Below are 23,067 nucleotides of genomic sequence, written 5' to 3'. Positions count from 1 at the left end.
AGTTAGATCACCTCCTCATCAGAATGTTCTTTAAAGTAACATTCCTCTATAAAAAAATTTTCCCAAGGGAATTTGAGAGATTTTGCGATTGCTTTTGCAGCTGCCACAGCAGGTGTTTTGATGCCCGCCTCAATATTCGTATAATAACTTCGCGAAATTCCAGCCTCGTCCGCAACCTGCTCCTGCGTTTTCTCTGCAACTTCACGTAATTTTTTCAACCAATACCTCAATTATCACACCCCCAATGTTCCTTTAAGTAACTTCATAGTCCGATTACATGTTACTAAAAGGAACAAGTCAACAGTTAATGTTTCTTATTGGAATATTTCTTTATTGTTTCTCACAGTAACATTATAATTAGCTTATCCCTTATAAAGTTGGTGATAAAACTATGCTTATTGTCGGAAAGAGAATCAGAGGTGAAAGAGAATCCTTTAAAGCAAAAGATTCGAAGTGGACTCAAGAATATGTTGCTGATCTTATAGGGATAGCCCGTTCCACTTATACTGCTTACGAAAATGGTACAAAACTTCCACCGATTGATACACTAAACAAAATTGCAGATATTTTCGATTGTGACACTGATTATTTGAGCGGGCGATCGCTTGTTAGAAAAAAACCAGAAACAAGCATATCATTTTATGGTGGCCCCGATAAATACACTGCAGACGAAATTGCAGAAGCAGAGGCGGCTGTTATGAGATACCGTGAGATGAAGAAAAGAGCAGAGGAAGAAACCAAAAAAAAGCATAAATAAGTTAACTCTCTTCAGTTTGAATAGTGTTCTTAAAATTTCCTGAGAGAATAGATAGGAGATTAAGCTTATGGTTGTTTTGCTATTGCTACTAATATTGGCTATCTTGCTAAGAAAGCAAATAGGCCTATTAATTGGTGCCGGCGCTATTTTGATTTTACTTAGCTCCCTGTGGTCGAATTCGTGGAGGAAGGAATCAATACAAGCAGTTGTTGTATTTCTAGTCATGTTGCCCTTAGCTTATGCATACGAGAAATACAAAAAGCGAAAGCCAGATGAATCAATTCCCCAAAAAAAGAATAAGTAAACTTAGGCCAGCAATGGCTTTTCTTTTCAAACAAAAACAGAACATATGTACGCAACTGGAGGTAATCACATGAATTTTTCCAACTACTTTAAAACCCCTCTGGAACAATGGATTGAAGAACAGTACCGTTTAAATGGTGTTTCTACACCTCTGGATCTTGATATAGAGAAGATAGCGGTCATCTTCGGAGTAGATATCGTTTATTACGACAATAGTCCTTTCAGCGAAAATGAGGATAAGGTTATCTTTCTTGACAGGCGAGATGACTACATTGAGCAGAGAAAAATATTTTTTCATGAGCTTTGCCATGTCATCCGACACTCCGGCGATCAGCGGTGGATGCCCGAACTATTCCGCGAAGCACAAGAGAATGATGCGAACCGATTCGCTCTATACGCAATGCTCCCATTTTACATGCTTGAACAAATGCAACTGCCTGTAAACCGTAGTGAAGTAATTAGCTTATTGTCCAGTGAATTCCATGTTTATCTGGATTTTTCTAAATTGCGCCTTAAACAAATTGAAGATCGAATAGCCGAGTCAAAATTAATGTCGAATTTTACATATAGCGGCTTCCCTCCAGAAAATCTTGAGACAATCGTTAAGGAGTCTCCTATGACTGGCCTCGATTACCTCCAGCAGCCACGCATTCGTTCATTGTATGGATTAGAAGATCTCTCACGTCCACAAGCCTTGGTCATCGAACAGCTTCAGGGATTTAATTGGGATGAGCATCTGCTTCTCAATGTCGAAAGATCATATAAGCTCCATGATTCGTCTTTCTATCGTTCTAAAAGAGATGCCACCGTCCTCACTGGAGATCTCTCTCTCCCTCCAAATCAAAGAGGGTACGTGAAGATTAACTTGTCCCGCGTTGCCTGGCGTCACGGCCAGAGCGTAAAAAGGCTCATTCTACCTATGGAGGCCGTGGACGAAGCTATAAATTTCTAAGTGAAAGGAACTGATTATTTATGAAAGGCCATGTATATCTCAGAGGAAAAACATATACCTATGTCTTCGATTTACCTCCAGATCCGTTAACCGGTGAAAGAAACCAAAAAACAAAGGGGGGATTCAAAACTGAAGCATTAGCTTGGTCAGCTTGCAGAAAAGCAATGACGGAGGCCGAAAAAGGATTACATATTAAGACTACGAACATCACTCTGGAAAAATATCTTTACGAATATCTTGAGACTCATGCAAAACCTAATTTTAAACCAACATCATACGACACTGAAAAAACTATTATCGAAGCCCGAATTATTCCGGCACTCGGCAAAGTAAAACTGCAGGCACTTACCCCGCGTGCCATCAAAGGCTTTTATGCTGAACTCAGGAAGAAGTATTCAAAGGATTATGTGAAGAACATTCACGGAGTGCTGAAACGCGCGCTCAGGCTTGCATATACAGAATCGGGGTTACTGGCAGAAGACATCATGAGTAAGGTGTCCATGCGGAGCAAAGTAAATGCAAACGAACAAAAAGAAATGCAGTTCTGGACCATTGAAGAATTTACTCATTTTTTGCAATCCTCAAAGCATCATGTTCACTATATTGCTTTTTCATTAGCAATATACACTGGAATGCGGCGTGGTGAAATTCTGGGGCTCCGATGGAAAGATATTGATTTCGAGAAGAAAGAGCTTAAGGTTATTCAAACAGCAAATTGGACGCGGGATGGATTAGTGATCCAGCGTCCCAAGACAAATGATTCGATCCGGCGGGTCAAGCTCTTCCAGAATATCATTGATGATCTTCTTGAACGCCAAGCACAAGTCGAAGCGTACAAGAAGGAGTATGGAGAAGCCTACGAGGACAATGATCTGGTGTGCTGCTATCCTGGGGGTGGATACGTTAAGCCAAAACGTCTCACCGAAGGAATGGACGTTCTGATCCGCAAGGCCGGGGTTAAGAAGATCCGGTTCCACGATCAGCGTCATACGCATGCGTCATTCCTTCTGGCCATTGGGATCAATCCAAAGGTAGCTGCCGAACGGCTGGGTATGACTCCAGCGATGTTCAATGAGAGGTACTCACATCTGCTCCCGATCATGCAGGAAGAAGCCGTTGACAGAATTGAAAATGAACTCAATAAATTCGCAGAAAAACAGCTTGAAACTGTAGAATAAAAATCTTCGTTAGCAAATCCGTTAGCAAGCTAAAAAATACGGCCTTTCCCCGCTCGAGTATATTCACTCCTACAGGCCTACATACAGCAAAAAACCCTTACAAAGTAAGGGTTTGAGTGAAGTGGGCCCTACAGGACTCGAACCTGTGACCAATCGGTTATGAGCCGACCGCTCTAACCAACTGAGCTAAGGGCCCGGACTAGGATATCCGTATTATACAAGTGCTGTCCGGTGTAATAAGGTAATTGCGGGGGCAGGATTTGAACCTGCGGCCTTCGGGTTATGAGCCCGACGAGCTACCGGGCTGCTCCACCCCGCGTCAGTTAATAATTATTTAAACAGCGACAATAGATAATATACAATATAGCCATGGATAAAGTCAAGGATGATTTTGCTTTTTCTGGCTAAGGCAGAAAACGCACACCATAACGCCCCTTGCGCGAACGGTATATTTCGACAAAACGCGGATCATGATACCCATAGATCCAGCCGTCCTGCTCCAGTCTTTTGGCAAGGCAGCCCGCTTGAAATCTGGTCCTGAACAGCTTGGCAAAATAGATCCAATTCATCATGCCCTCTTCTCCTTCATCGCAATAATATATGTCCCGGTGCTATTTATCATGCCCAGTTTTGCAAGAAAATTAGTGTATTGCTCTACGGAGCGGATGGAAATTTCTGCACGTATGCTTAGATGACTGGTTGAAGAAACGCCGGCATGGAGCAGATTACTATGGGTATGGAGTATAACAAATGAGTTGAGAACAGGAAGAGAGTGCGCAGCTAATTAGGGGCTGTGGAAATTGGAGATACTGAGCAGTTGAGGGGAAGCAGTTGGATTTTGTACACCTGCTTAGGCGGAAATCGCCTTTTCCAAGGAAATAAGTGGATTTAGGTCATCTAATTCTGGCGGTATTTGCGTTACTATACATTTCGGGTCTCAACAAGTGTATTATTTCCAACTATAGTCTCCAGATGTGTGCTAAGCCATTGAATAGATGCTGTTTTTCCACTTCTTTCCCGGGAGCTTCCACTTATTAGTTCAGTAGCCTACAAGTTAGCCAGCCTATAAGCTGGCTGGAGTTGAGCGTACGCTCTAAGCCAAGCCCAAAACTAAATATATGCACTAAAAAAAGCCCAGCCCCCGGCAAAGGGGGACAAAGCTTCTTCTAGGCATTCTCTAGGCATTCTCTAGGCATTCTCTAGGCATCCTCTAGGCATCCTCTAGGCTCTGCGCTCAACGTATTCTCTACGTACCCTCTACTCATTTCCTGCGTCTTTTCCTAGCCCCTACACGCCGAAGGCGGCAGGGTCCTTGCGCCAGGATTGCAGCAGCGCTACATCGCTCTCCGCGATCTTGCCTTGGGCCAGCGCCACATTAATCAGTGTGCTGTAGTTGGACAGGCTCTGGAGCGGAAGCTGTGCAGCGGCGAAGGCTTCTACGGCGCGGTCCAGCTCGTAACTGAAGATGGCCAGCACGGCCAGCGGAAGGCCGCCTGCTTCTTGTACGGCTTGCGCGGCCTTGATGGAGCTGCCGCCGGTGGAGATCAGGTCCTCGATCACAACGACCTTCTGGCCGGGCGTGATCAGTCCTTCGATCTGGTTCTGCTTGCCGTGGCCCTTGGCTTTGTCCCGGATGTAAGCCATCGGGAGACCGAGCTTATCGGCCACCCAGGCCGCATGCGGGATACCGGCGGTTGCTGTCCCGGCAATCACCTCTGCGTCCGGGTAGCTGGTTCTGATCAGCTCTGCGAAGGCCTCCGCAATGTAATTGCGGACTGCCGGGAAGGCCATGGTCAGACGGTTGTCGCAATAGATCGGCGATTTGATGCCGGAGGTCCAGGTGAACGGCTCCTGCGGGCGCAGGGCTACGGCTCCGATCTCCAGCAGATGACTTGCGACCTGTTCACTTCGATTCTCTAATTTGCTCATGCTTGGCTCATCTCCTCAATAATAGATAGTGCTGCCGCACGCGGGTCTGCCGCGGCTGTAATTGGCCGGCCCACTACCAGGTAGTGGCTGCCTTGGCGGATAGCCTGTCCAGGAGTCATGACCCGGGACTGGTCGTCCAGGGACGCCCCGGCGGGCCGGATGCCCGGGGTAACTGTACGGAACTCCGGTCCGCACGCTTCAGCAATCACCACGGATTCCTGCGGGGATGCTACGACTCCATGCAAGCCTGCTTCTGCAGCAAGCTTGGCATAACGCACCACTGCATCGGTCACTGTTCCAGCTATGCCGATTTCGCGGTTCATCACTTCCTGGCTGGTGCTGGTAAGCTGGGTTACTGCAATGATCAGTGGCATATGCAGTGCTGGCTGAAGGCTGACGGCCTTCGCCGCCCCTTCCACCGCTGCAGCCATCATGGCAGCTCCTCCGGCAGCATGTACATTGAACATATCCACGCCGAGCTGGGTCAAGCTCTCCGCCCCGCCCCGTACGGTGTTGGGGATATCGTGCATTTTAACATCGAGGAATACCGAATATCCGCGCTCCTTCAGTTCCCGGATGAAATCAGGTCCGGCTGCATAGAACAGCTGCATTCCCACCTTCATATAACAGGGAATGCCTTCGAGCTGTTCGATCAGCGCCCGCGCCTGGTCTGCATTCGGATAATCCAAGGCGACCATCAGGCGTCCGGCCATTTCATTCCACTTCTCAATCTGTCCGACATTCTCGTGTCCGTGCTGCTGCTCTGCTGCTGTCCGTTCCATGCGCCAACCTTCTTTCTTAGTTATCGTATCCATCGCCCCCCTGCATGAAGGTCCCGGGCATAGGGGAACGGTCTGCGCTAACGCAAACCGTTCCTGTAGCAGCCTGTTACAGCTGCCTCACCCTCTATCTTATTGTCCGACAAAAGCAGGCATCGACTGGGACGAGAAGTTAATCGTCTGCAGCATTCTCAGCAGTGCCGTTACCGTATCGAGCGAGGTCATACATACGACGCCGTTCTCTACCGCTTCACGGCGGATGCGGAATCCGTCACGCTCAGGCGTTTTGCCCTTGGTCAGTGTATTGAAGACGAAGTTCGCTTGACCGCCGCGGATCAGATCCAGAATGGTCGGCTCACCCTCATCCAGCTTGTTAACATTCATGACGTTCAGCCCGGCCTGCTCCAGCGCCGCTGCTGTTCCGCCGGTGGCGATGATTTTGTAGCCCATGGCATGGAAGCCCTTCATCAGCTCAACCGCTTCAGCCTTGTCTTTGTCCGCTACAGTTACAATGATTGCCCCGGTAGCCGGGATCTTCATGCCTGCGCCGATCAGGCCCTTGTAGAGCGCCTTGGCATACAGCTTATCGCGGCCCATGACCTCACCGGTGGATTTCATCTCCGGTCCGAGCGTAGGCTCGACTCTGCGCAGCTTGGCAAAAGAGAACACCGGCACTTTGACCGACACATAGTCGCTCTCCGGCCATAACCCTTCAGTATACCCGTCTTCCTTCAGCTTGCCGCCAAGAATGATCTTGGTCGCCAGGTTCGCCATCGGAATACCGGTCACCTTGCTCAGGAACGGAACCGTACGCGAGGAGCGCGGGTTAACCTCAATGACATACACTTCATTCTGATAAATGACGAACTGGATGTTGACCAGTCCGATGGTCTTCAGTTCCTTGGCGATCTTGATCGTGATCTCGGCAATCTTCTGCTTCAGACCTTCATCCAGATATTGCGGCGGGTAGACAGCGATGGAGTCGCCGGAGTGAACCCCTGCGCGTTCCACATGCTCCATGATGCCCGGAATGACAACCGTCTCTCCGTCGCAGATGGCGTCCACTTCCACTTCCTTACCCAGCATATAGCGGTCGATCAGCACCGGATGCTCCGGATTCACTTTTACCGCTTCAACCATGTAGCTTAGCAGCTCTGTGTCGTTGTAGACAATCTCCATGGCGCGTCCGCCCAGGACATACGATGGACGAACCAGCACCGGATAACCGAGTGATTGCGCGGTTTCGACAGCCTCATCAATGTTGATTACGGTCTTGCCTTTAGGTTGTGCGATATCCAGACGGGCCAGCAGCGCTTCGAACTTCTTACGGTTCTCGGCTTCATCGATGCTCGCAAGGCTGGTACCCAGAATGTTCACGCCCGCAGCAGCAAGCGGTGCAGCCAGGTTAATCGCGGTCTGTCCGCCGAACTGTACGATGACTCCGATCGGATTCTCCTGGGCAATCACGTTCATGACATCCTCGAAGAACAGCGGCTCAAAGTACAGGCGGTCCGAGGTATTGAAATCCGTCGATACAGTCTCTGGATTGTTATTGATAATTACAGCTTCGTAGCCAGCCTTCTGTATGGCCCATACCGCATGTACCGTGGAGTAGTCGAACTCAATTCCCTGGCCGATACGGATCGGACCGGAACCGAGTACAATGACCTTCTGCTTATCGGAATGAATGACCTCATTCTCGGTCTCATAGGTGGAGTAATAGTATGGCGTTGAAGCCTCAAATTCTGCGGCGCAGGTATCGACCATTTTGAAGACCGGAACCAGCCCTTGCTGCAGACGCAGCACACGCACTTCCGCCTCCTTGGTGAATGCCCCGCCTGGACGGCCTTCGGCACGGATCTCGGCAATCGCCCGGTCGGTGAAGCCCTTACGCTTGGCCTGATACAGCGTATCAGCAGATAAAGTCTCTTCGGCACGGATCTCGTCCTCGAAGCTCACGAGCCCTTCGATCTTGGAGAGGAACCACCAGTCCACATTCGTAATATCCTGAATCTCCTGCAGCTCGTACCCGCGGCGGAAGGCTTCAGCGATCAGGAACAGGCGTTCATCATCCGGCTTGGCAAGTCTATAGCGCAGCACACTCTCTTCCAGCAGCTCGGCTCCCGGCAAGCGGAAACGGTGCACACCGATCTCAAGCGAACGGATGGCCTTATGAATCGACTCTTCAAAGGTTCGGCCGATCGCCATCACCTCACCGGTGGCCTTCATCTGTGTACCCAGCTTGCGGTTCGCCGAAGTGAACTTGTCGAACGGCCAGCGCGGGATTTTGCTGACGATATAGTCCAGTGTAGGCTCGAAGCAGGCATACGTCTGGCCGGTTACCGGATTGACGATTTCATCCAGTGTATAGCCGAGGGCAATCTTGGCTGCCATCTTGGCAATAGGATAACCGGTCGCCTTCGACGCGAGCGCCGAGGAGCGGCTTACACGCGGGTTCACTTCAATGACATAATACTGGTAGCTCTGCGGGTCCAGCGCGAACTGAACGTTACAGCCGCCTTCAATATTCAGCGCACGGATAATCTTCAGGGAAGCACTGCGCAGCATCTGATATTCACGGTCGGACAGCGTCTGGCTCGGTGCCACTACGATACTGTCGCCCGTATGTACGCCCACCGGATCAAAGTTCTCCATGTTGCAGACTACGATACAGTTGTCGTTCGCATCACGCATAACCTCATATTCGACTTCCTTCATACCGGCGATGCTCTTCTCGACCAGACATTGGCCGATCGGGCTGTAACGGATACCCGCCTTAACAGTCTCGCGCAGCTCTTCTTCGTTGTCGCAGATCCCGCCCCCCGTTCCGCCCAACGTGTAGGCAGGACGAACAATCAGCGGATAGCCGATTCCTGCCGCGAAGCCCAGAGCTTCTTCCACACTGGTAATAATCGCACTTTCCGGCACCGGCTGATCCAGCTCGCGCATCAGCTCGCGGAACAAATCGCGGTCCTCCGCTTTCTCGATGGACTCAAGCTGTGTACCCAGCAGCTTCACTTTCTCTTGCTCTAGGACTCCAGCACGGGCCAGTTCTACAGCCATGTTCAGGCCGGTCTGTCCACCGAGTGTCGGCAGCAGCCCGTCCGGACGCTCCTGACGGATAATGCCAGTCACGAATTCCAGCGTGATCGGCTCGATGTATACTTTGTCAGCCATATTGGTATCGGTCATAATCGTCGCCGGGTTGCTGTTGATCAGCACAACCTCGACGCCTTCTTCCTTAAGGGCCTGGCAGGCCTGCGTGCCAGCATAGTCGAATTCGGCAGCTTGGCCGATGACGATCGGGCCGGAGCCGATAACCAGAATTTTTTTGAGTTTGTTGTTCTTAGGCATGTTATAGAGCTCCTTTCACGGCTTCAAGCTGGGGTGCGGATGATTTCGGTGCCGTGATTCTGGCATTCGCTGCAAGCTGCGCCTGACGCGATCCGGCCGGCCGCTGTGCCTTGTGGTCTGCGATCAGCTGCAGGAAGCGGTCGAACAGATAACTGCTGTCATGCGGTCCCGGCGCCGCTTCCGGATGGTACTGCACCGAAAAAGCGGGGTAGCGGGTATGCTTCAGTCCTTCAACGGTCTTGTCATTGTTATTGATATGGGTAACTTCCAGGTCTGTACTGGCAATGGATTCCTCATTCACGGTGTATCCATGGTTCTGTGAGGTGATGAAGCAGCGTCCGCTCTCCAGCTCTTTCACCGGATGGTTTCCGCCGCGATGGCCGAACTTGAGCTTCTCGGTGTCGGCGCCGCAGGCCAGGGCGAACAGCTGGTGTCCCAGGCAAATGCCGAAAATCGGGTATTCGCCGAGCAGCTCGGAGATCGTCTGTACCGCATAAGGCACATCCTTAGGGTCTCCAGGGCCATTCGAGAGCTGAATCCCGTCAGGGTTCAGGCGGCGGATCTCGTCTGCGGTGACATCATGAGGGACAACCACCACATCACAGCCGCGGTTGTTCAGCTCGCGCAGAATACCGGTCTTCGCACCGTAATCGACCAGCACGATGCGTTCTTTGGTGCCCGGGCTGCTGTAGGCTGCTGTAGTTGAGGTACGTGCAACCTGATTGCGCAGCTCTTCAATGGTCGTGTCACCCATCATCTCCATCAATTCTTCCACACGCTTGTTAGAAGTAGTAAGGATCGCCTTCATGGTGCCGTAGTGGCGGATAATGCGGGTAAGCATACGGGTATCAATCTCGCTGATGCCGGGAATATCATATTCCTTCAGCAGATCGTCTACACTGTATTCAGCACGCCAGTTGCTGGGTACGGATTCGTGGCGCCGCACAACAAAGCCGTGTACAAAAGGGCGCACGGACTCGAAGTCATCACGGGTAATGCCGTAATTCCCGATCAGCGGATACGTCATGGTGACGATCTGGCCGCAGTATGAAGGGTCCGATAGTACCTCCTGATAGCCTGTAATTCCTGTGTTAAAAACAACCTCGCCCGTCTTCTCGCCTTCCGCGCCAAATGCGGTGCCTGTAAACAGTGTTCCGTCCTGAAGCAGCAATCTCGCCTGCATGCCTTCCACTCCTTCTTGTTTCTGTAGTCTGATTCTTATGTCACAGCCATGCAGCCGGGCTGCATGGGCTACTGCTTACTTCTGTTAAGCCTCACTCCATACGGCTCTGCCGTCTACCCAGGTCTTTACCGGCCAGCCCTTAAGCTTCCATCCGGTAAAAGGTGTATTGCGCCCCTTGCTAGCAAACGTAGCAGGATCTACTGCTTTCTCTTCATTCAAGTCAATCAGGGTCAGATCGGCAGGCGCCCCTACTGTAAGGCTGCCTGTATTCAGTCTGAACACCCGGGCCGGATCAGCGGTCATCCGCTGCACCAGCAGGGACAGATCCCATTTGCCTGTGGCCACAAAAGCGGTATACAGCAGCGGGAAGGCCGTCTCAAAGCCGACGATGCCAAACGGTGCAAGCTGCATGCCCTTGGCTTTCTCTTCCTCGCTGTGCGGGGCATGGTCGGTCACGATGATATCCAGCGTGCCGTCCAGCAGCCCTTCGATGCAGGCTTCGACGTCGCGGCGCGAGCGCAGCGGCGGGTTCATTTTCCAATTGGCGTCCATGCCGGGAATATCCTCCTCCGAGAGCAGCAGATGATGCGGACACACCTCGGCGGTCACCTTAATGCCGATTTGCTTCGCCTGGCGGATCAGCCGGACCGACTGCTCGGTGCTGACATGGCACACATGATAGTGGACGCCCGTTGCTTCAGACAGCAGAATGTCACGGCCTACATGAATGGCTTCCGATTCGTTCGGAATTCCCTTCAGACCATGCTTGTCGGCAAAAGTGCCTTCGGCTACAGGCGCTCCTTCCACCAGCGAGTTATCCTCACAGTGGGCAATGACCGGCATATCCAGTCCCTTCGCCAGCTTCATCGCATCCTTCATCATCTGCGCGCTCTGTACGCCTACACCGTCATCGGTGAAGCCGATCGCTCCCGCTTCCTTCAGTGCCGCAAAATCCGTCAGCTCGCGTCCCAGCTCATTCTTGGTAATGGCCGCATAAGGCAGCACCTTAACTAGTCCCGCTTCGCGCGCCTTATCCTTCACGAGCTGTACGATCTCTGCACTGTCTGTTACCGGGCGTGTATTCGGCATGCAGGCAATCGTTGTGAATCCGCCTTTGGCTGCCGAACGTGCGCCGGTCTCAATCGTTTCCTTATGCTCGAACCCCGGTTCGCGCAGATGTACGTGCATATCAATCAGTCCCGGAATCAGCAGCTTGCCTTCCGCTTCAACGGTCTCCCCGGCTTCCTCTACCGCCTCGGCGGCATCCTGAATCTTCGAGATAATACCGTCCTGCACAACAATATGCTTGCGCTCCAGCACGCCTTCTTCGTTCAGTACACTGGCATTTTTGATGATCACGGTTAGGATTCTCCTTTGTGCCTTCCGGCCGCAGCCGTAAGCTCTGTAGTTATTATATAATAAAAATTCACCTTTGTGTATATTTATTAATGCTCTTATGTGAGGTTTTTTCGGTTGGCGTTCTGCTGCGCTATTGCAGCGCCCGCTCCATAACAGCCATCCGTACCGGCACTCCGTTCGCCATCTGCGGGAAAATCCGGGACTGGCTGCTCTCCACCACTGCATCGTCGATCTCCACATTGCGGTTCACCGGCGCCGGGTGCATGATGATCGTTGCCGGGTCCAGCCTCGACGCCCGTTCCTCGGTCAAACCGAAGTGCTCCCGGTACTGCTCAGCTGATAAAATAATGCCCGAAGCATGCCGCTCCAGCTGCACTCTCAGCATCATGACCACATCCGCCTTCAGCGCTTCTTCCATAGATACATATGGAGCGTAGGCCGCAAGCTCAGGAGCCTGCATATTCGCCGGGGCGCAGAACTGCACGCTTGCCCCCATTTTGGTGAGTGCCCAGAGGTTGGACCGTGCTACCCGGCTGTGCATAATATCCCCGATAATCGAGACCTTCAGGCCCTTCAGTCCGCCAAAATGCTTGCGCATCGTGTACAGGTCCAGCAGCGCCTGGGTCGGATGCTCGTTGTTGCCGTCCCCTGCATTGATGAGTGGAATGCCTACCTTCTCGGCAAGCTGCTGCAGTACCCCAGCTGGCTTCAGCCGAACCACTCCGGCATCGATACCCATTGACTCCAGTGTGCGCACTGTATCGTAGATGGACTCGCCCTTCTCGACACTGGAGGCCGCAGCCGTGAAGTTTAGCACTTGCACACCCAGGCGTTTCTCGGCCATTTCGAAGGAAAAGCGGGTTCTTGTACTATTCTCGAAGAACATATTGGCAACAAAATGGGCTCTCAGCACCGGCGTGAGCTTCTCGCTCTGATGATCCCAGTAGGCTGTTCTGTCTAACAGCTGGTTAATCTCCGACTCCGCCAGCTCCTTCATCCCCAGCAGACTGCGTTCCTTCACCTTAGTTGCCGTCATCATTGTTATCGTTCCTCCCGGTTTGAAATAATGTACACTTCGTCCTTGCCGTCGTATTCGCTCAGGGACACTTCAATCTGCTCATGCCTGGAGGTGGGTACGTTCTTGCCGATATAGTCGGGGCGGATCGGCAGCTCCCGGTGGCCGCGGTCAGCCAGTACAGCCAGCTGGATCATCCGGGGCCGTCCGCAATCCATCAGCGCATCCATGGCCGCGCGGATCGTTCTTCCGGTGTACAGTACATCGTCGAACAGAATCACTTTCTTGTCCCGGGTGCCGCTCGAACCCGGAGGCAGGATCAGATTGCTGTTCACAACCGCCTTGTCCATCGCTTCCCGGTTGCCCCCGCCGCCTTCGCGGTCATCGCGGTAATGGGTAATGTCCAGCTCCCCATAAGGGATGTCCACACCCTCGATTTCCTTAATGCGCTCCGCGATCCGTTGAGCCAGGTAGATCCCCCGGGTCCGGATGCCGACCAGCAGGCAATTCTCGATACCCTTGTTTTTCTCCAAAATCTCATGTGCAATGCGTGAGAGTGCCCGGCGAATCGCCGTTTCGTCCATAATGACATTTTTTTCAGTAACCATCCTCTTTGCCATCCTCCTGCTTGATCGCCTGTTCAAGTTCCCCGGATAAACTAAAAACTCCTTGCCCAAAACAGGCAAGGAGTGAAATCCGCAGATTCAAAAAGATGGCGTGTCCGCGCGCAGAAAAAGGCCCTCCGTACTCCTACGGATTCCTTCTTTCATGACGCGAACCTCGATTCACGTTACCTTGCCAGCCTCACGGGACTGAATTAAAGGCGCTATTCAACTATAGGGAATTATGACAGATGGATGGGGGGATGTCAAATTTTCTGGGAAGTTGAAGGAAGGGCGGTTTAGGTGAAGGGCGCGGCTGCGGTGATTTTGGACTTTCGGTCGCTGTTGTCTCCAGATTGATTTGAATAAACCGCTTAGCGGATTAAATCCGGAGACAAAGGCGAACGCTGCCGCTCCTACAGTTCCAAAATCCCCTCCGCCGCTTCCACCTAAACGGTGAAAGAGATTTGTCATCCCCCCTTGGGGAGGGGGCAGAAGTGAAGAAGCACTATGGCGCTGCGCTGATCGTGCGGAATACACAACTGCGGAATGCAGGAATGCAGGAATTGCACTAATGGCCAAGACACCCATCAGCGGTAATATGCCAGCTCATTTAAAAAAAGTAACCGCCACAATCAAACTTAGTAACAACACGGGGATACCGTAGACAATCATGTATCCTATATATTTCACTGGTCCGGGAAGGCTGGTGAGATCAACTCGCCGAAAAGGCCCCCCGCCTTCGATCAGCTGCTGAGGCAGCAATTGTTCATCAATATAACCAGTACTGCCTTCAGCAATATCAGCTTTCTTATGGGTTTCAGCATATGCGGGTGTTGTTTTCATCCTTCTCTCTCCTAATGGAAAAATAATGTCGTACGAAATCCAATAGCCAAAAAGTCTGATTATCAGTTCTTATATTATACCATTTTTTTACACAGACGTTCTACCCTGATTTCGTTCCAACCCCTGCTCTGTTATGATAAAACTGGAATGGAACTGGAGGCGAATACAATCATGAACATGGAGTTTATTACTATAGAAGAATGGGATGAAGCGTGGTGGGGGCGGATGGAGCAGATCTATCATGAGGCTTTTCCGAGCGGGGCTAAGACTAAGGGGATTCTGCGCAGTATGCTGAACCGGAGAATTGGTTACTTACATGCGGGGGGCATCAGGGGGAGGTTGTTGCGATGGCTGTTACGGGTGTGGTGGGACAAGCTGCGGACAAGATCCTGATTATCGATTACCTGACGGTAGATAAAGCCTTGCGCGGGGAGGGTACGGGGACCTGGATGCTGGAGCAGATCAAAGCTTGGGCTGTGCAGGAACATGGCATCCGGGGAATCATCATCGAAGCGGAATCGGGGGCTACGGCGTCGCACAAGGAACGTATTCATTTCTGGGAGCGGAACGGGTTTGTCCTGACCTCCTATGTGCATCAATATAGAATGGTACCGGAGCCTTATCAGGCCATGATGCTGCCGCTGGGTGAACCGGGGAATGTGCCGGATGACGGTGAAGCGCTGTTTCGGTACATTAATGCTTTCCATCGGCTTGCTTACCGGAAAGGGTAGGCTGCACTGATGCTGCACTGATGCTTTACTGATGCTTTACTGATGCTCTAATGTTGCACATTATGCAGGATTTCTTCCGCTCACATGTGCTGCTGGGCCAATTGTTGCAGTTTTTGGTATCGCCAGCCTTGTAAAGGACGGTACCGTTTCAGCGAAAAATAAAAGCCGCCGCAGATTGTTCTGCAGCGGCTCCATTCAAACCAAAGCTTAAAATTCAAATTCAACGTCACTCAGACGTCTTTGGATTTCGGAGATAACACGCTTCTCCTCTTCTTCGCCCTTGGCGACGAAGGTCACGGAGAAACGCACGAATGCGCCGGCATCATCCCAAGGCACGGTGGAGATGAGCTTCTCGCGGATCAGGAACTGTGAGAAATCCTCGCCGGATTCGAAGCGGCGTCCGCCCTTAACACCTTTTGGTGCGGCTACATAGAGGAAGAAGGAGCCCTTCGGCTTCTCAGCCTTGAAGCCCAGGCTGTTCAGTGCATCCACCAGCATGTTGTGGCGGCGGGAGTATTTGGCGGCAATCGCTTCGGTAATCTCAGGATGAGAGAGACCGTAAGCGGCAGCTTTTTGAATGGCGATGAACTGGCCGGAATCATTGTTGTCCTTCACATCACTGAACGCCTTCACGATCAGCGGGTTGCCGGCCACGAAGCCGATTCTCCAGCCGGTCATATTGTAGGACTTGGACAGGGAGTGCAGCTCTACGCCGACATCCTTGGCACCAGGTACGGACAGGAAGCTCAGCGGCTTCACGCCGTCATACGTCAATGCAGCATAAGGAGCGTCATGGATGACGACTACATCATATTTTTTGGCCCAGGCTACGACTTCGCTGAAGAATTCAGGTGTCGCACTTGCACCGGTAGGGTTGTTTGGATAGTTGAGGTAGAGCAGCTTCGCCTTACGGGCAACCTCTTCAGGAATGGAGTTCAGGTCAGGCAGGAAGTTGTTCTCCTTCTTCAGCTCCACAGAGTAGACTTGTCCTCCCAGATACTTGGTATGGGTGCCCAGCACCGGATAGCCCGGAATGGTCATGATCGTGATATCGCCCGGATTAATGAATACGGATGGCAGCATAGCCAGCGCAGGCTTCGAGCCGATGGAATGCACGATTTCTGTTACAGGGTCAATTCCGTCCACCTGAAAAGCTTCCTTAAGATACACAGCCGCAGCCGCCTTGAATTCAGGAATACCGTTATCGGAGTAGCCGCGGTTCTCTTCCTTGGCCGCTTCCAGCGCAAGTCTTGCCACAATGCCTTCATCTGCCATTTCGTCCGGCTCACCGACGCCCATGTCGATCAGTTCAATGTCCGGAAAATCCTGCTTCGCCGAGGCTTTGGCGCGTTTGATTTTCTCAAATTTGTAGATGGAGGTGTCCTTGCCGTATCCTTCGCCGCCGATGCGGTCTGCAAAATTCGTCTGAATGAATGTAGTCTGATATTGTTCAATACTCATAATCTTCTACTCATCTCCTGGGCCTATGTTGTGAATCTATATAAGCTGAACTTAAGAATGGAGCAAGATGGATTCTTAAGTTCACTCTGTTATGCTCTTAATATGACGCAAATCCGGCCGGTGTACCATGGATTTATAATCTATTGATTTGTACTTATCTGCTGCGCAGCGTAAATAGAAGCTCTTCCATATCCGCCGGAATCGGCGCACTGAACTCCTTGTACTCGCCTGTAGAAGGATGTACAAATCCGAGCACTGCTGCATGCAGGGCTTGTCCGTTCATGGTAGTGCCCTTGCTGCGCCCGTAGATCGGATCACCCACCAGCGGATGGCCGATGAACTTCATGTGAACACGGATCTGATGTGTGCGCCCTGTCTCAAGCTGAAGCTCCAGCAGTGTACAGTCACCAAACCGCTCCAGCACGGTAAAATGCGTTACGGAGCGTTTGCTGTTCTTCTCGGTTACGGTATACAGCTTGCGGTCATGCGGATCACGGCCGATCGGAGCATCCACGGTTCCCTTGTCATGGGACAGATTGCCGTGCACTACTGCAATATAGCGACGGGTCACGCTGTGCTCCTTAAGCTGGGCGGACAGCGAAGCATGACTGGCGTCATTCTTGGCCGCCATAATCAGACCGGAGGTATCCTTGTCAATCCGGTGGACAATGCCTGGACGAATCTCGCCGTTAATGCCGGACAGGTCCTTGCAATGATACATCAGCGCATTGACCAGGGTGCCGGAGGGATGTCCCACTGCCGGATGCACTACCATGCCGCGTACCTTGTTCACTACAATCACATCGCTGTCTTCATAAGCCACTTCAATCGGAATATCCTGTGCGATCAAGTCCGTAACCTCGGGTTCGGGCACCGTAACGGTTACCTTATCGCCTTCATTCAGCTTGTAGTTGGCTTTGACCGGCGCGCCGTTGACCACGACATGGCCGCTGCTGATCCATAGCTGAACCTGGGAGCGCGAGATCTCGTCTTCCATGGCCTCCGTAACGTATTTATCAATCCGCTCCCGCGCATTGCCCTCGGCAACGATCCATTCGGTGACGTCTCTTTCTTCCTCGAGGGCGCCAGAATCCGCCAGCTCTTTGACGTCTTTGTTCAAATCATTCATTCCCTTCTTTGACTTCCTGTGATTCCTTCACCTCGGTGACTTCCTGTTCGCCCTTCACTTCCAGCAGCGTGTCCAGAATAATCAGACCCACCCCGACCACGATACAGGAGTCGGCCACGTTGAAGATCGGGAACGTATAGCTTCCGAAATTGAACATGAGGAAATCCACAACCTCACCGTTAAGAATCCGGTCCAGGAAGTTGCCGACTGCTCCGCCAAGGACAAGCGCCAGCGCGGTAGGCAGCAGCTTGCGGGTCTTGCGGGCCTTGTTCAGGTACCAGACGATTCCGCATACAACGATTACTGTAATCACAATGAAGAACCACTGCTGCCCCTCCAGAATTCCGAAGGCGGCTCCACGATTGCGGTGCGACGTAATAATGAAGAAATCCTTGATTACCGGTATTTGCTCTGCGAGCTCCAGCCGGGTGGCAATCAGATATTTGGTACCCTGGTCAATCAGAAATACAATTAGCGCAATCAGAAAGTACACCACAGAAGTTGTCACTCCGTTCTTATTTTTCCCGCGGCTTCGCGGTACGAATACTGTATAAAGACTTGTATATTGTAGCACAGGCCTCAAGAACCCGTCTATTGCATGACCAGGTAAACCGGTTAAGGCAGGGCACTATTTGCCAGCGCTAAAAAAGGGCCCCGGAGGCCAAGCTATCCGTACAAGCGGAAACGGCTTTGCTGACCTTTTAAAGGAAGGTACCGTCTCAGCGATTAGCTACCGAAAGGAGCTCACAGCAATGAGCCATCTGACACCACAGCAGCTCTCCGGGCTGCGTACTGCTCTCCTGCAGCAGCAGGAGGATATTAAGCACAGGTTGAGCAACAGCGAACAATATGGACTACAGGAGGCTATGCGCGACAACACCGGAGAGCTGTCCGAAATCGACAACCATCCCGGCGATGCCGCCACAGAGCTGTATAACCGTTCCATGGATATCTCCCTGCTGGAGCGCGATGAGCATGAACTGGACGATATTGAATCCGCCCTGCGGGCGATGGACGAAGGAACCTACGGCATCTGTATCGCCAGCGGCGAACCGATTCCTTATGAACGCCTGGCCGCCCTTCCCTCCACCCGCTACACGAAAGAGCATGCTCCCCGCCAGAGCGCTCCTTTCACCCGTCCGGCCGAGGAGGAGCTGCTGTCCCCGCCGTTTGGCCGCACCAGTCTGGATGAGCGGGATGACCAGAACGGCTCGGGTGGCGAGGATGCCTGGCAGATCGTGGAGAGCTGGGGCAATTCGGATTCCCCTGCGATGGCTGAAGGCAGCAACATCGGCTCCTACAATGATATGGAGATCGAAGCGGACGAAACCGAGGGCTTCGTGGAGCCCTGGGAGAATTTCGTGGCCACCGACATTTCCGGCAATCATCTGATGATTATCAAGGGCAACAGCTACCGCCATTACATGGATGACGAGGAAGGCGACTACCTGCTGGACCCGACTCGAAAAGGAGGTTCCACTTCCTACTAATCGCAAGGCCCCACCATTGTGGGGTTCTTTCAGGTTCAGCTGCAATCAGAAGGTCTTCAGCTCCAGCTGATGCTGGACAATCCGCACAATGTCCGCGATATAGTCGCCGATAATCGGCAGATTGAGCGCACCCAACACCTGAAGCACATAAATAATCGTCGCTGCAAAAAAAGTGAATCCTAGCGCAATCCCCAGCCCCCTGGCTACTCCGGAGAGGATGTTCAGCCAGATCAGCCGAAAGGGGGAATACAGGAGCTCGGTATATTCCGAGATCCGTGACTTCTCCATCTGCTGGGCCAGACTCGTGGTCATCCGGTACAGGGCGTTCAGCTTCTCTTCCGGGGGAAGATCGGCCGGGTCAACGGCTGCTGTGACAGCCACTTTAGGCTTAGGCTGGGAAGAAGTGGCCGGCTGACTTTTCTCAGGATATTCTGTGCCCGGATCTGTCTTGCCCGATGGTTGGCCTGCTTCAGAATGCGAGGGCTGCTTCTCATGCGGCGCGTCCACCCTGTTATTCCCCCTGTCCGTAGTTCTGATCGAAATTCTGCCCGGCTCTTCCGGCTGCTTCGGCTGCTCTGCAGGAATCTTCCTGTTGTTCCTTCCACCCATGCCCCTGCACCTCCTGGTTGTCTATACGCCGCAAAACAAACGAGCCCGGTCGAAGAGAATTCTCTCTTCAAGCACAGGGCTCGTCATTTGCATTCTAACCCGCGGAAACTTTTCCTTTGCGGCTAGTATGTGCCATATAGGGACAAGTAATGCAGGAGATGCGCGGCCGCTCTGGAGTTAAGCGCCGATATGAATACCGATGCTCTTGCCGCCGGCATCCACTGTCTCATAGGTATAATCTCCGTCAAAATCCACCGTAGTAACCAGTACATTCTCACGCAGCACATGCTCGAATGCAGTCACCGCCGCCTTCAGCTCGTCATCGACATGCAGGGTCAGGGCAATCCGCTTGTCGATCGGCAGATCCAGACGTTTGCGGTAATCCTGCACCGCACGTACGACTTCGCGTACCCAGCCTTCCTGTACCAGCTCCGGCGTGATTTCTGTGTTCAGGGCCACAGTCAGTCCATAGCCGGAAGCGGAGGCAAAGCCTGGTTTGGCCTGCTTCTCAACCAGCAGCTCCTCGGACGTAATCTGCAGCTCTTCTCCGTCCGGTGACACAATGGCGATAACGCCTTCTTGTACCGCTTTGCGGGTAGCGTCACTGTCCATCGCTTTGAGGAAGCCTTGCAGGAAGCCGACGCTCTTGCCGTATTTCTTGCCTGCCACCTTCAGGTTCAGCTTCAGGGTGAAGTCTACGAAGCCGCTGTCGCTGTGCTCGATGACGATATTTTTGACGTTGATCTCTTCTTTGATCAGCTCTTCATAATCCGCCACGTTGAAGTTGTCCGGTGTGGATGCAATCAGCTCGGACAACGGCTGCCGGTTCTTGATGCCGCTCTCGTTGCGGACGTTACGGGCCAGCTCGACGATGCCGCGGGCGTACTCCATATCTTTTTCCAGAGCCAGGTCAATCAGGTTCTCGTCCGCTGCCGGATAGTCTGCCAAATGTACACTCTCCCCGCCGCCCAGGTTCGTGAAGATATCCTCGGACAGCATCGGAGTGAATGGAGCCATCAGCTTGGCTGTGGTCAGCAGAACATGCGTAAGGGTACGGTAAGCATCCAGCTTCTCTTCGCCCAGCCCGCTGCCCCAGAACCGGTCACGGGAACGGCGGATGTACCAGTTGCTCAGCTCATCCACAAAGTTCTCAATCGCCTTTGAGGTGTTCACGAAGTCATTCACGGCCAGCCCTTTATCCACCAGCACGATCAGGCTGTTCAGACGGGACAGCATCCAGCGGTCGAGCTTATGCTCAGACACCTTGAACGGGTGATCCGCAGGATCATAGCCGTCGATTCCGGCATACAGCGTAAGGAAAGCATGCGTGTTCACCAGAGTGTCCACTACCTTGGACTTCGTCTCCCCGACCAGACCGCGCGAGAAGCGCTTGTTGTTCCACGGCGCACTGTCAGACAGAATGGCCCAGCGGAAGGCATCCGTGCCGTATTCGTTCATGATTTCCCATGGGTCGATGACATTGCCTTTGGATTTGGACATCTTCTGGCCGTTCTCATCGAAAATATGGCCGTGGGCGATAACCGCTTTGTACGGCGCCTTGCCAGTGAACAGGGTCGATACAGCCAGCAGGCTGTAGAACCAGCCGCGCGTCTGGTCGATCCCTTCACAGATCATATCCGCCGGATACTGGTCCTCGAACCGGTCTTGATTCTCGAACGGGTAATGACTCTGGGCGAATGGCATCGAGCCGCTATCGAACCAGACGTCGATCACTTCCGGGGTGCGGACCATGATGCCGCCTTCGCTGAACGGGCTGCGCAGCTGGATATTATCCACGTACGGCTTATGCAGCTCGATATCCTCGGCGACCTCGCCGATCGCCATCGCTCTCAGCTCGGCGATGCTGTGCGGCGCGAATTCCTTGCCGGTATCCTGGCAGACCCATACGTTAAGCGGCGTACCCCAGTAGCGGTTGCGGCTGATATTCCAGTCCACCAGCTCCTCCAGGAACTTGCCGAAGCGCCCTTCGCGCACATGGTCCGGGTACCAGTCCACACTGTTATTGTTGGCAATCAGCTGATCCTTGATCGCTGTCGTCTGGATGAACCAGCTGTCTGTTGCGTAATAGAGCAGCGGAGTGTCGCAGCGCCAGCAGAACGGATAGCTGTGCTCATACTTCTCTTTGTGGTAGAGTAATCCGCGTTCAGACAGCACCTTCACGATATCCAGGTCACAGTCCTTCACGAACCGTCCGGCAAAATCACTCACTACATCCGTGTATTTCCCGGAAGCATCCACTACATTGACGAAGCTGATCCCATTCTCGCGGCAGCTCTTATAGTCGTCTTCCCCGTGTGCCGGAGCCATATGTACGATCCCGGTACCACTTGAATCCGTTACAAAAGAGGCTCCGACGATCACATTATGCTTCTCCGCCTTGATATAACCGAACGGCGGCGTATAGCTCTGGCCGATAAAGTCAGCGCCAGTGTGTGTAGACAGGATGGTGTACTCGCCTTTCAGCACTTCGTCCACCAGGTTCTTCGCCAGTACATACACGCCGTCTTCCTGCTGCGCACGCACATATTCCATAGCCGGATTCATCGCCAGCGCCATATGCGCCGGAAGCGTCCAAGGCGTAGTCGTCCAGGCGAGCACATAGTCGCCGCTGCCGTCCAGCTTGAACTTGGCGGTGGCACTCAGATCCTTAACGGTCTTATACCCCTGGGCAACTTCATGGGAGCTGAGGGTCGTCTGGCAGCTCGGACAATAAGGGCTAACGCGGTGCCCCCGGTACATCAGGCCTTTCTCATGAACCGTAGCCAGGATGTTCCACACGCTCTCGATATACGTATTGTCCAGCGTTACATACGGATGATCCAGATCCGTCCAGTAGCCGATCGCTTCTGTGAATTCCCGCCACTGCTTCTCATAGCCGAATACACTTTCCTTACATTCCTTGATGAACTTCTCGACGCCGTATTCTTCGATATCCTGCTTGCCGGAGATGCCGAGTTTCTTCTGCACCCCGAGCTCTACCGGCAGGCCGTGCGTATCCCAGCCCGCTTTGCGGATGACGCGGAAGCCCTTCATGGTCTGGTAGCGGCCGATAAAATCCTTGATGACCCGGCCCAGCACATGCCCGATATGCGGCACTCCGTTCGCCGTCGGCGGCCCTTCATAGAACACATAGTTCGGGCGTCCCTCGCGGTTCTCCATCGAGCGGCGGAACGTGTCCTCCTCGCTCCACTTTTTCAAGATCCGGACATCTCTGGCCCGGGCTTTTTCTTTGACATCTACCTTATGCATGATGGTCAATCCCTTCGTTTAGTCTTAAACTTTATCGGATATCATCCGAGCCTTCTTCTTCTTAAAAGATTTTAAAACTTTAAAGCTTTTCGATCCCTCCCAAACCCTCCCTTCGCCAAG

The 23,067-nt window shown here is 52.5% G+C and carries 21 protein-coding genes and 2 tRNA genes; 6 read left to right on the top strand and 17 right to left on the bottom strand.

Features of this window, described 5'->3' with window-relative positions:
* Nucleotides 1-2 precede the first annotated feature (2 nt).
* Complete coding sequence (locus MKX42_RS09920; RefSeq protein ID WP_445669309.1) at nucleotides 3-218, bottom strand: helix-turn-helix domain-containing protein; 216 nt, start codon at nucleotides 216-218, stop codon at nucleotides 3-5.
* Between the two features lie 173 nt (nucleotides 219-391).
* Here MKX42_RS09920 and MKX42_RS09915 point away from each other — a divergent pair, with 173 nt between their 5' ends.
* The 3 genes from MKX42_RS09915 to MKX42_RS09905 all read left to right on the top strand — a co-directional run bounded on the left by MKX42_RS09915 (nucleotide 392) and on the right by MKX42_RS09905 (nucleotide 3,190).
* Nucleotides 392-757 carry a helix-turn-helix domain-containing protein gene (locus tag MKX42_RS09915; RefSeq protein ID WP_340752341.1) on the top strand — a complete coding sequence of 122 codons (366 nt, stop codon included), beginning with the start codon at nucleotides 392-394 and terminating at the stop codon, nucleotides 755-757.
* A 373-nt stretch (nucleotides 758-1,130) separates the two neighbouring features.
* Nucleotides 1,131-2,012 carry an ImmA/IrrE family metallo-endopeptidase gene (locus MKX42_RS09910; protein ID WP_340752340.1) on the top strand — a complete coding sequence of 294 codons (882 nt, stop codon included), beginning with the start codon at nucleotides 1,131-1,133 and terminating at the stop codon, nucleotides 2,010-2,012.
* 20 nt (nucleotides 2,013-2,032) lie between these two features.
* Nucleotides 2,033-3,190 (top strand): site-specific integrase, encoded by a 1,158-nt coding sequence (locus tag MKX42_RS09905; protein ID WP_340752339.1) that lies wholly within the window; start codon nucleotides 2,033-2,035, stop codon nucleotides 3,188-3,190.
* Nucleotides 3,191-3,312: 122 nt separating this feature from the next.
* Here the strand turns inward: MKX42_RS09905 and MKX42_RS09900 are convergent.
* The 11 genes from MKX42_RS09900 to MKX42_RS09850 form a co-directional block, all read right to left on the bottom strand.
* Nucleotides 3,313-3,386 (bottom strand) — tRNA-Ile (locus MKX42_RS09900).
* Nucleotides 3,387-3,435: 49 nt separating this feature from the next.
* Nucleotides 3,436-3,509 (bottom strand) — tRNA-Met (locus tag MKX42_RS09895).
* An 85-nt stretch (nucleotides 3,510-3,594) separates the two neighbouring features.
* The gene (locus MKX42_RS09890; protein ID WP_249902325.1) at nucleotides 3,595-3,762 is read right to left on the bottom strand and encodes a hypothetical protein; all 168 of its coding nucleotides are present in this window, start codon (nucleotides 3,760-3,762) and stop codon (nucleotides 3,595-3,597) included.
* Nucleotides 3,763-4,477: 715 nt separating this feature from the next.
* Nucleotides 4,478-5,119, bottom strand: a complete 642-nt coding sequence (pyrE, locus tag MKX42_RS09885) for an orotate phosphoribosyltransferase (protein ID WP_340752338.1) — start codon at nucleotides 5,117-5,119, stop codon at nucleotides 4,478-4,480.
* Entirely contained in the window at nucleotides 5,116-5,901 is a 786-nt protein-coding gene (pyrF, locus tag MKX42_RS09880; RefSeq protein ID WP_445669308.1) for an orotidine-5'-phosphate decarboxylase, read from the bottom strand. The genes pyrE and pyrF overlap by 4 nt, the downstream gene beginning before the upstream one ends.
* A 129-nt stretch (nucleotides 5,902-6,030) precedes the next feature.
* Nucleotides 6,031-9,252, bottom strand: coding sequence for a carbamoyl-phosphate synthase large subunit (gene carB / locus MKX42_RS09875; RefSeq protein ID WP_340752337.1), 3,222 nt, complete (start codon nucleotides 9,250-9,252; stop codon nucleotides 6,031-6,033).
* 1 nt (nucleotide 9,253) lies between these two features.
* A complete protein-coding gene (gene carA, locus MKX42_RS09870) occupies nucleotides 9,254-10,435 on the bottom strand; it encodes a glutamine-hydrolyzing carbamoyl-phosphate synthase small subunit (protein ID WP_340752336.1) in 1,182 nt (393 codons plus the stop codon).
* Nucleotides 10,436-10,519: 84 nt separating this feature from the next.
* Nucleotides 10,520-11,794 (bottom strand): dihydroorotase, encoded by a 1,275-nt coding sequence (locus tag MKX42_RS09865; protein ID WP_445669307.1) that lies wholly within the window; start codon nucleotides 11,792-11,794, stop codon nucleotides 10,520-10,522.
* Nucleotides 11,795-11,924: 130 nt separating this feature from the next.
* Nucleotides 11,925-12,833 (bottom strand): aspartate carbamoyltransferase catalytic subunit, encoded by a 909-nt coding sequence (locus MKX42_RS09860; protein ID WP_340752335.1) that lies wholly within the window; start codon nucleotides 12,831-12,833, stop codon nucleotides 11,925-11,927.
* Between the two features lie 2 nt (nucleotides 12,834-12,835).
* Nucleotides 12,836-13,417 (bottom strand): bifunctional pyr operon transcriptional regulator/uracil phosphoribosyltransferase PyrR, encoded by a 582-nt coding sequence (gene pyrR / locus MKX42_RS09855; RefSeq protein WP_340752334.1) that lies wholly within the window; start codon nucleotides 13,415-13,417, stop codon nucleotides 12,836-12,838.
* 603 nt (nucleotides 13,418-14,020) lie between these two features.
* Nucleotides 14,021-14,257, bottom strand: coding sequence for a hypothetical protein (locus tag MKX42_RS09850; protein WP_340752333.1), 237 nt, complete (start codon nucleotides 14,255-14,257; stop codon nucleotides 14,021-14,023).
* Nucleotides 14,258-14,428: 171 nt separating this feature from the next.
* Between MKX42_RS09850 and MKX42_RS09845 the strand changes: the two genes are divergently transcribed.
* Both MKX42_RS09845 and MKX42_RS09840 read left to right on the top strand, forming a co-directional pair.
* Nucleotides 14,429-14,650, top strand: coding sequence for a hypothetical protein (locus MKX42_RS09845; protein ID WP_340752332.1), 222 nt, complete (start codon nucleotides 14,429-14,431; stop codon nucleotides 14,648-14,650).
* The gene (locus tag MKX42_RS09840) at nucleotides 14,605-14,988 is read left to right on the top strand and encodes a GNAT family N-acetyltransferase (protein WP_340752331.1); all 384 of its coding nucleotides are present in this window, start codon (nucleotides 14,605-14,607) and stop codon (nucleotides 14,986-14,988) included. The genes MKX42_RS09845 and MKX42_RS09840 overlap by 46 nt, the downstream gene beginning before the upstream one ends.
* 207 nt (nucleotides 14,989-15,195) lie before the next feature.
* Here MKX42_RS09840 and MKX42_RS09835 read toward each other — a convergent pair whose 3' ends face one another.
* The 3 genes from MKX42_RS09835 to lspA form a co-directional block, all read right to left on the bottom strand.
* The gene (locus MKX42_RS09835; protein ID WP_340752330.1) at nucleotides 15,196-16,449 is read right to left on the bottom strand and encodes an LL-diaminopimelate aminotransferase; all 1,254 of its coding nucleotides are present in this window, start codon (nucleotides 16,447-16,449) and stop codon (nucleotides 15,196-15,198) included.
* 154 nt (nucleotides 16,450-16,603) lie between these two features.
* A complete protein-coding gene (locus MKX42_RS09830; RefSeq protein WP_340752329.1) occupies nucleotides 16,604-17,578 on the bottom strand; it encodes an RluA family pseudouridine synthase in 975 nt (324 codons plus the stop codon).
* Nucleotides 17,571-18,074: a signal peptidase II gene (lspA, locus tag MKX42_RS09825; RefSeq protein ID WP_036690157.1), complete on the bottom strand. Its 504-nt coding sequence runs from the start codon at nucleotides 18,072-18,074 to the stop codon at nucleotides 17,571-17,573. The genes MKX42_RS09830 and lspA overlap by 8 nt, the downstream gene beginning before the upstream one ends.
* 256 nt (nucleotides 18,075-18,330) lie before the next feature.
* On the opposite strand from lspA, the gene MKX42_RS09820 reads away from it, so the two are divergent.
* Nucleotides 18,331-19,068: a TraR/DksA C4-type zinc finger protein gene (locus MKX42_RS09820; RefSeq protein ID WP_340752328.1), complete on the top strand. Its 738-nt coding sequence runs from the start codon at nucleotides 18,331-18,333 to the stop codon at nucleotides 19,066-19,068.
* A gap of 45 nt (nucleotides 19,069-19,113) precedes the next feature.
* Here the strand turns inward: MKX42_RS09820 and MKX42_RS09815 are convergent, their stop codons facing one another.
* Together MKX42_RS09815 and ileS are read right to left on the bottom strand one after the other, a co-directional pair.
* Entirely contained in the window at nucleotides 19,114-19,449 is a 336-nt protein-coding gene (locus MKX42_RS09815) for a DUF5665 domain-containing protein (protein ID WP_036690337.1), read from the bottom strand.
* 405 nt (nucleotides 19,450-19,854) lie between these two features.
* Nucleotides 19,855-22,947, bottom strand: a complete 3,093-nt coding sequence (gene ileS / locus MKX42_RS09810) for an isoleucine--tRNA ligase (RefSeq protein WP_340752327.1) — start codon at nucleotides 22,945-22,947, stop codon at nucleotides 19,855-19,857.
* Nucleotides 22,948-23,067 lie beyond the last annotated feature (120 nt).

This window comes from Paenibacillus sp. FSL R7-0204 (assembly GCF_038002225.1).
Taxonomy (GTDB): Bacteria; Bacillota; Bacilli; order Paenibacillales; family Paenibacillaceae; genus Paenibacillus_AQ.
This window is presented reverse-complemented; position numbering and strand designations above follow the sequence as displayed.

What these genes read in the sequence shown, in the direction of transcription:
- MKX42_RS09915 (WP_340752341.1), top strand. Translation starts at nt 392, where the DNA reads ATGCTTATTGTCGGAAAGAGAATCAGAGGTGAAAGAGAATCCTTTAAA.
- MKX42_RS09910 (WP_340752340.1), top strand. Translation starts at nt 1,131, where the DNA reads ATGAATTTTTCCAACTACTTTAAAACCCCTCTGGAACAATGGATTGAA.
- MKX42_RS09905 (WP_340752339.1), top strand. Translation starts at nt 2,033, where the DNA reads ATGAAAGGCCATGTATATCTCAGAGGAAAAACATATACCTATGTCTTC.
- MKX42_RS09890 (WP_249902325.1), bottom strand. Translation starts at nt 3,762, where the DNA reads ATGATGAATTGGATCTATTTTGCCAAGCTGTTCAGGACCAGATTTCAA.
- pyrE (WP_340752338.1), bottom strand. Translation starts at nt 5,119, where the DNA reads ATGAGCAAATTAGAGAATCGAAGTGAACAGGTCGCAAGTCATCTGCTG.
- pyrF (WP_445669308.1), bottom strand. Translation starts at nt 5,901, where the DNA reads ATGGAACGGACAGCAGCAGAGCAGCAGCACGGACACGAGAATGTCGGA.
- carB (WP_340752337.1), bottom strand. Translation starts at nt 9,252, where the DNA reads ATGCCTAAGAACAACAAACTCAAAAAAATTCTGGTTATCGGCTCCGGC.
- carA (WP_340752336.1), bottom strand. Translation starts at nt 10,435, where the DNA reads ATGCAGGCGAGATTGCTGCTTCAGGACGGAACACTGTTTACAGGCACC.
- MKX42_RS09860 (WP_340752335.1), bottom strand. Translation starts at nt 12,833, where the DNA reads ATGATGACGGCAACTAAGGTGAAGGAACGCAGTCTGCTGGGGATGAAG.
- pyrR (WP_340752334.1), bottom strand. Translation starts at nt 13,417, where the DNA reads ATGGTTACTGAAAAAAATGTCATTATGGACGAAACGGCGATTCGCCGG.
- MKX42_RS09850 (WP_340752333.1), bottom strand. Translation starts at nt 14,257, where the DNA reads ATGAAAACAACACCCGCATATGCTGAAACCCATAAGAAAGCTGATATT.
- MKX42_RS09845 (WP_340752332.1), top strand. Translation starts at nt 14,429, where the DNA reads ATGAACATGGAGTTTATTACTATAGAAGAATGGGATGAAGCGTGGTGG.
- MKX42_RS09840 (WP_340752331.1), top strand. Translation starts at nt 14,605, where the DNA reads ATGGCTGTTACGGGTGTGGTGGGACAAGCTGCGGACAAGATCCTGATT.
- MKX42_RS09835 (WP_340752330.1), bottom strand. Translation starts at nt 16,449, where the DNA reads ATGAGTATTGAACAATATCAGACTACATTCATTCAGACGAATTTTGCA.
- MKX42_RS09830 (WP_340752329.1), bottom strand. Translation starts at nt 17,578, where the DNA reads ATGAATGATTTGAACAAAGACGTCAAAGAGCTGGCGGATTCTGGCGCC.
- MKX42_RS09820 (WP_340752328.1), top strand. Translation starts at nt 18,331, where the DNA reads ATGAGCCATCTGACACCACAGCAGCTCTCCGGGCTGCGTACTGCTCTC.
- ileS (WP_340752327.1), bottom strand. Translation starts at nt 22,947, where the DNA reads ATGCATAAGGTAGATGTCAAAGAAAAAGCCCGGGCCAGAGATGTCCGG.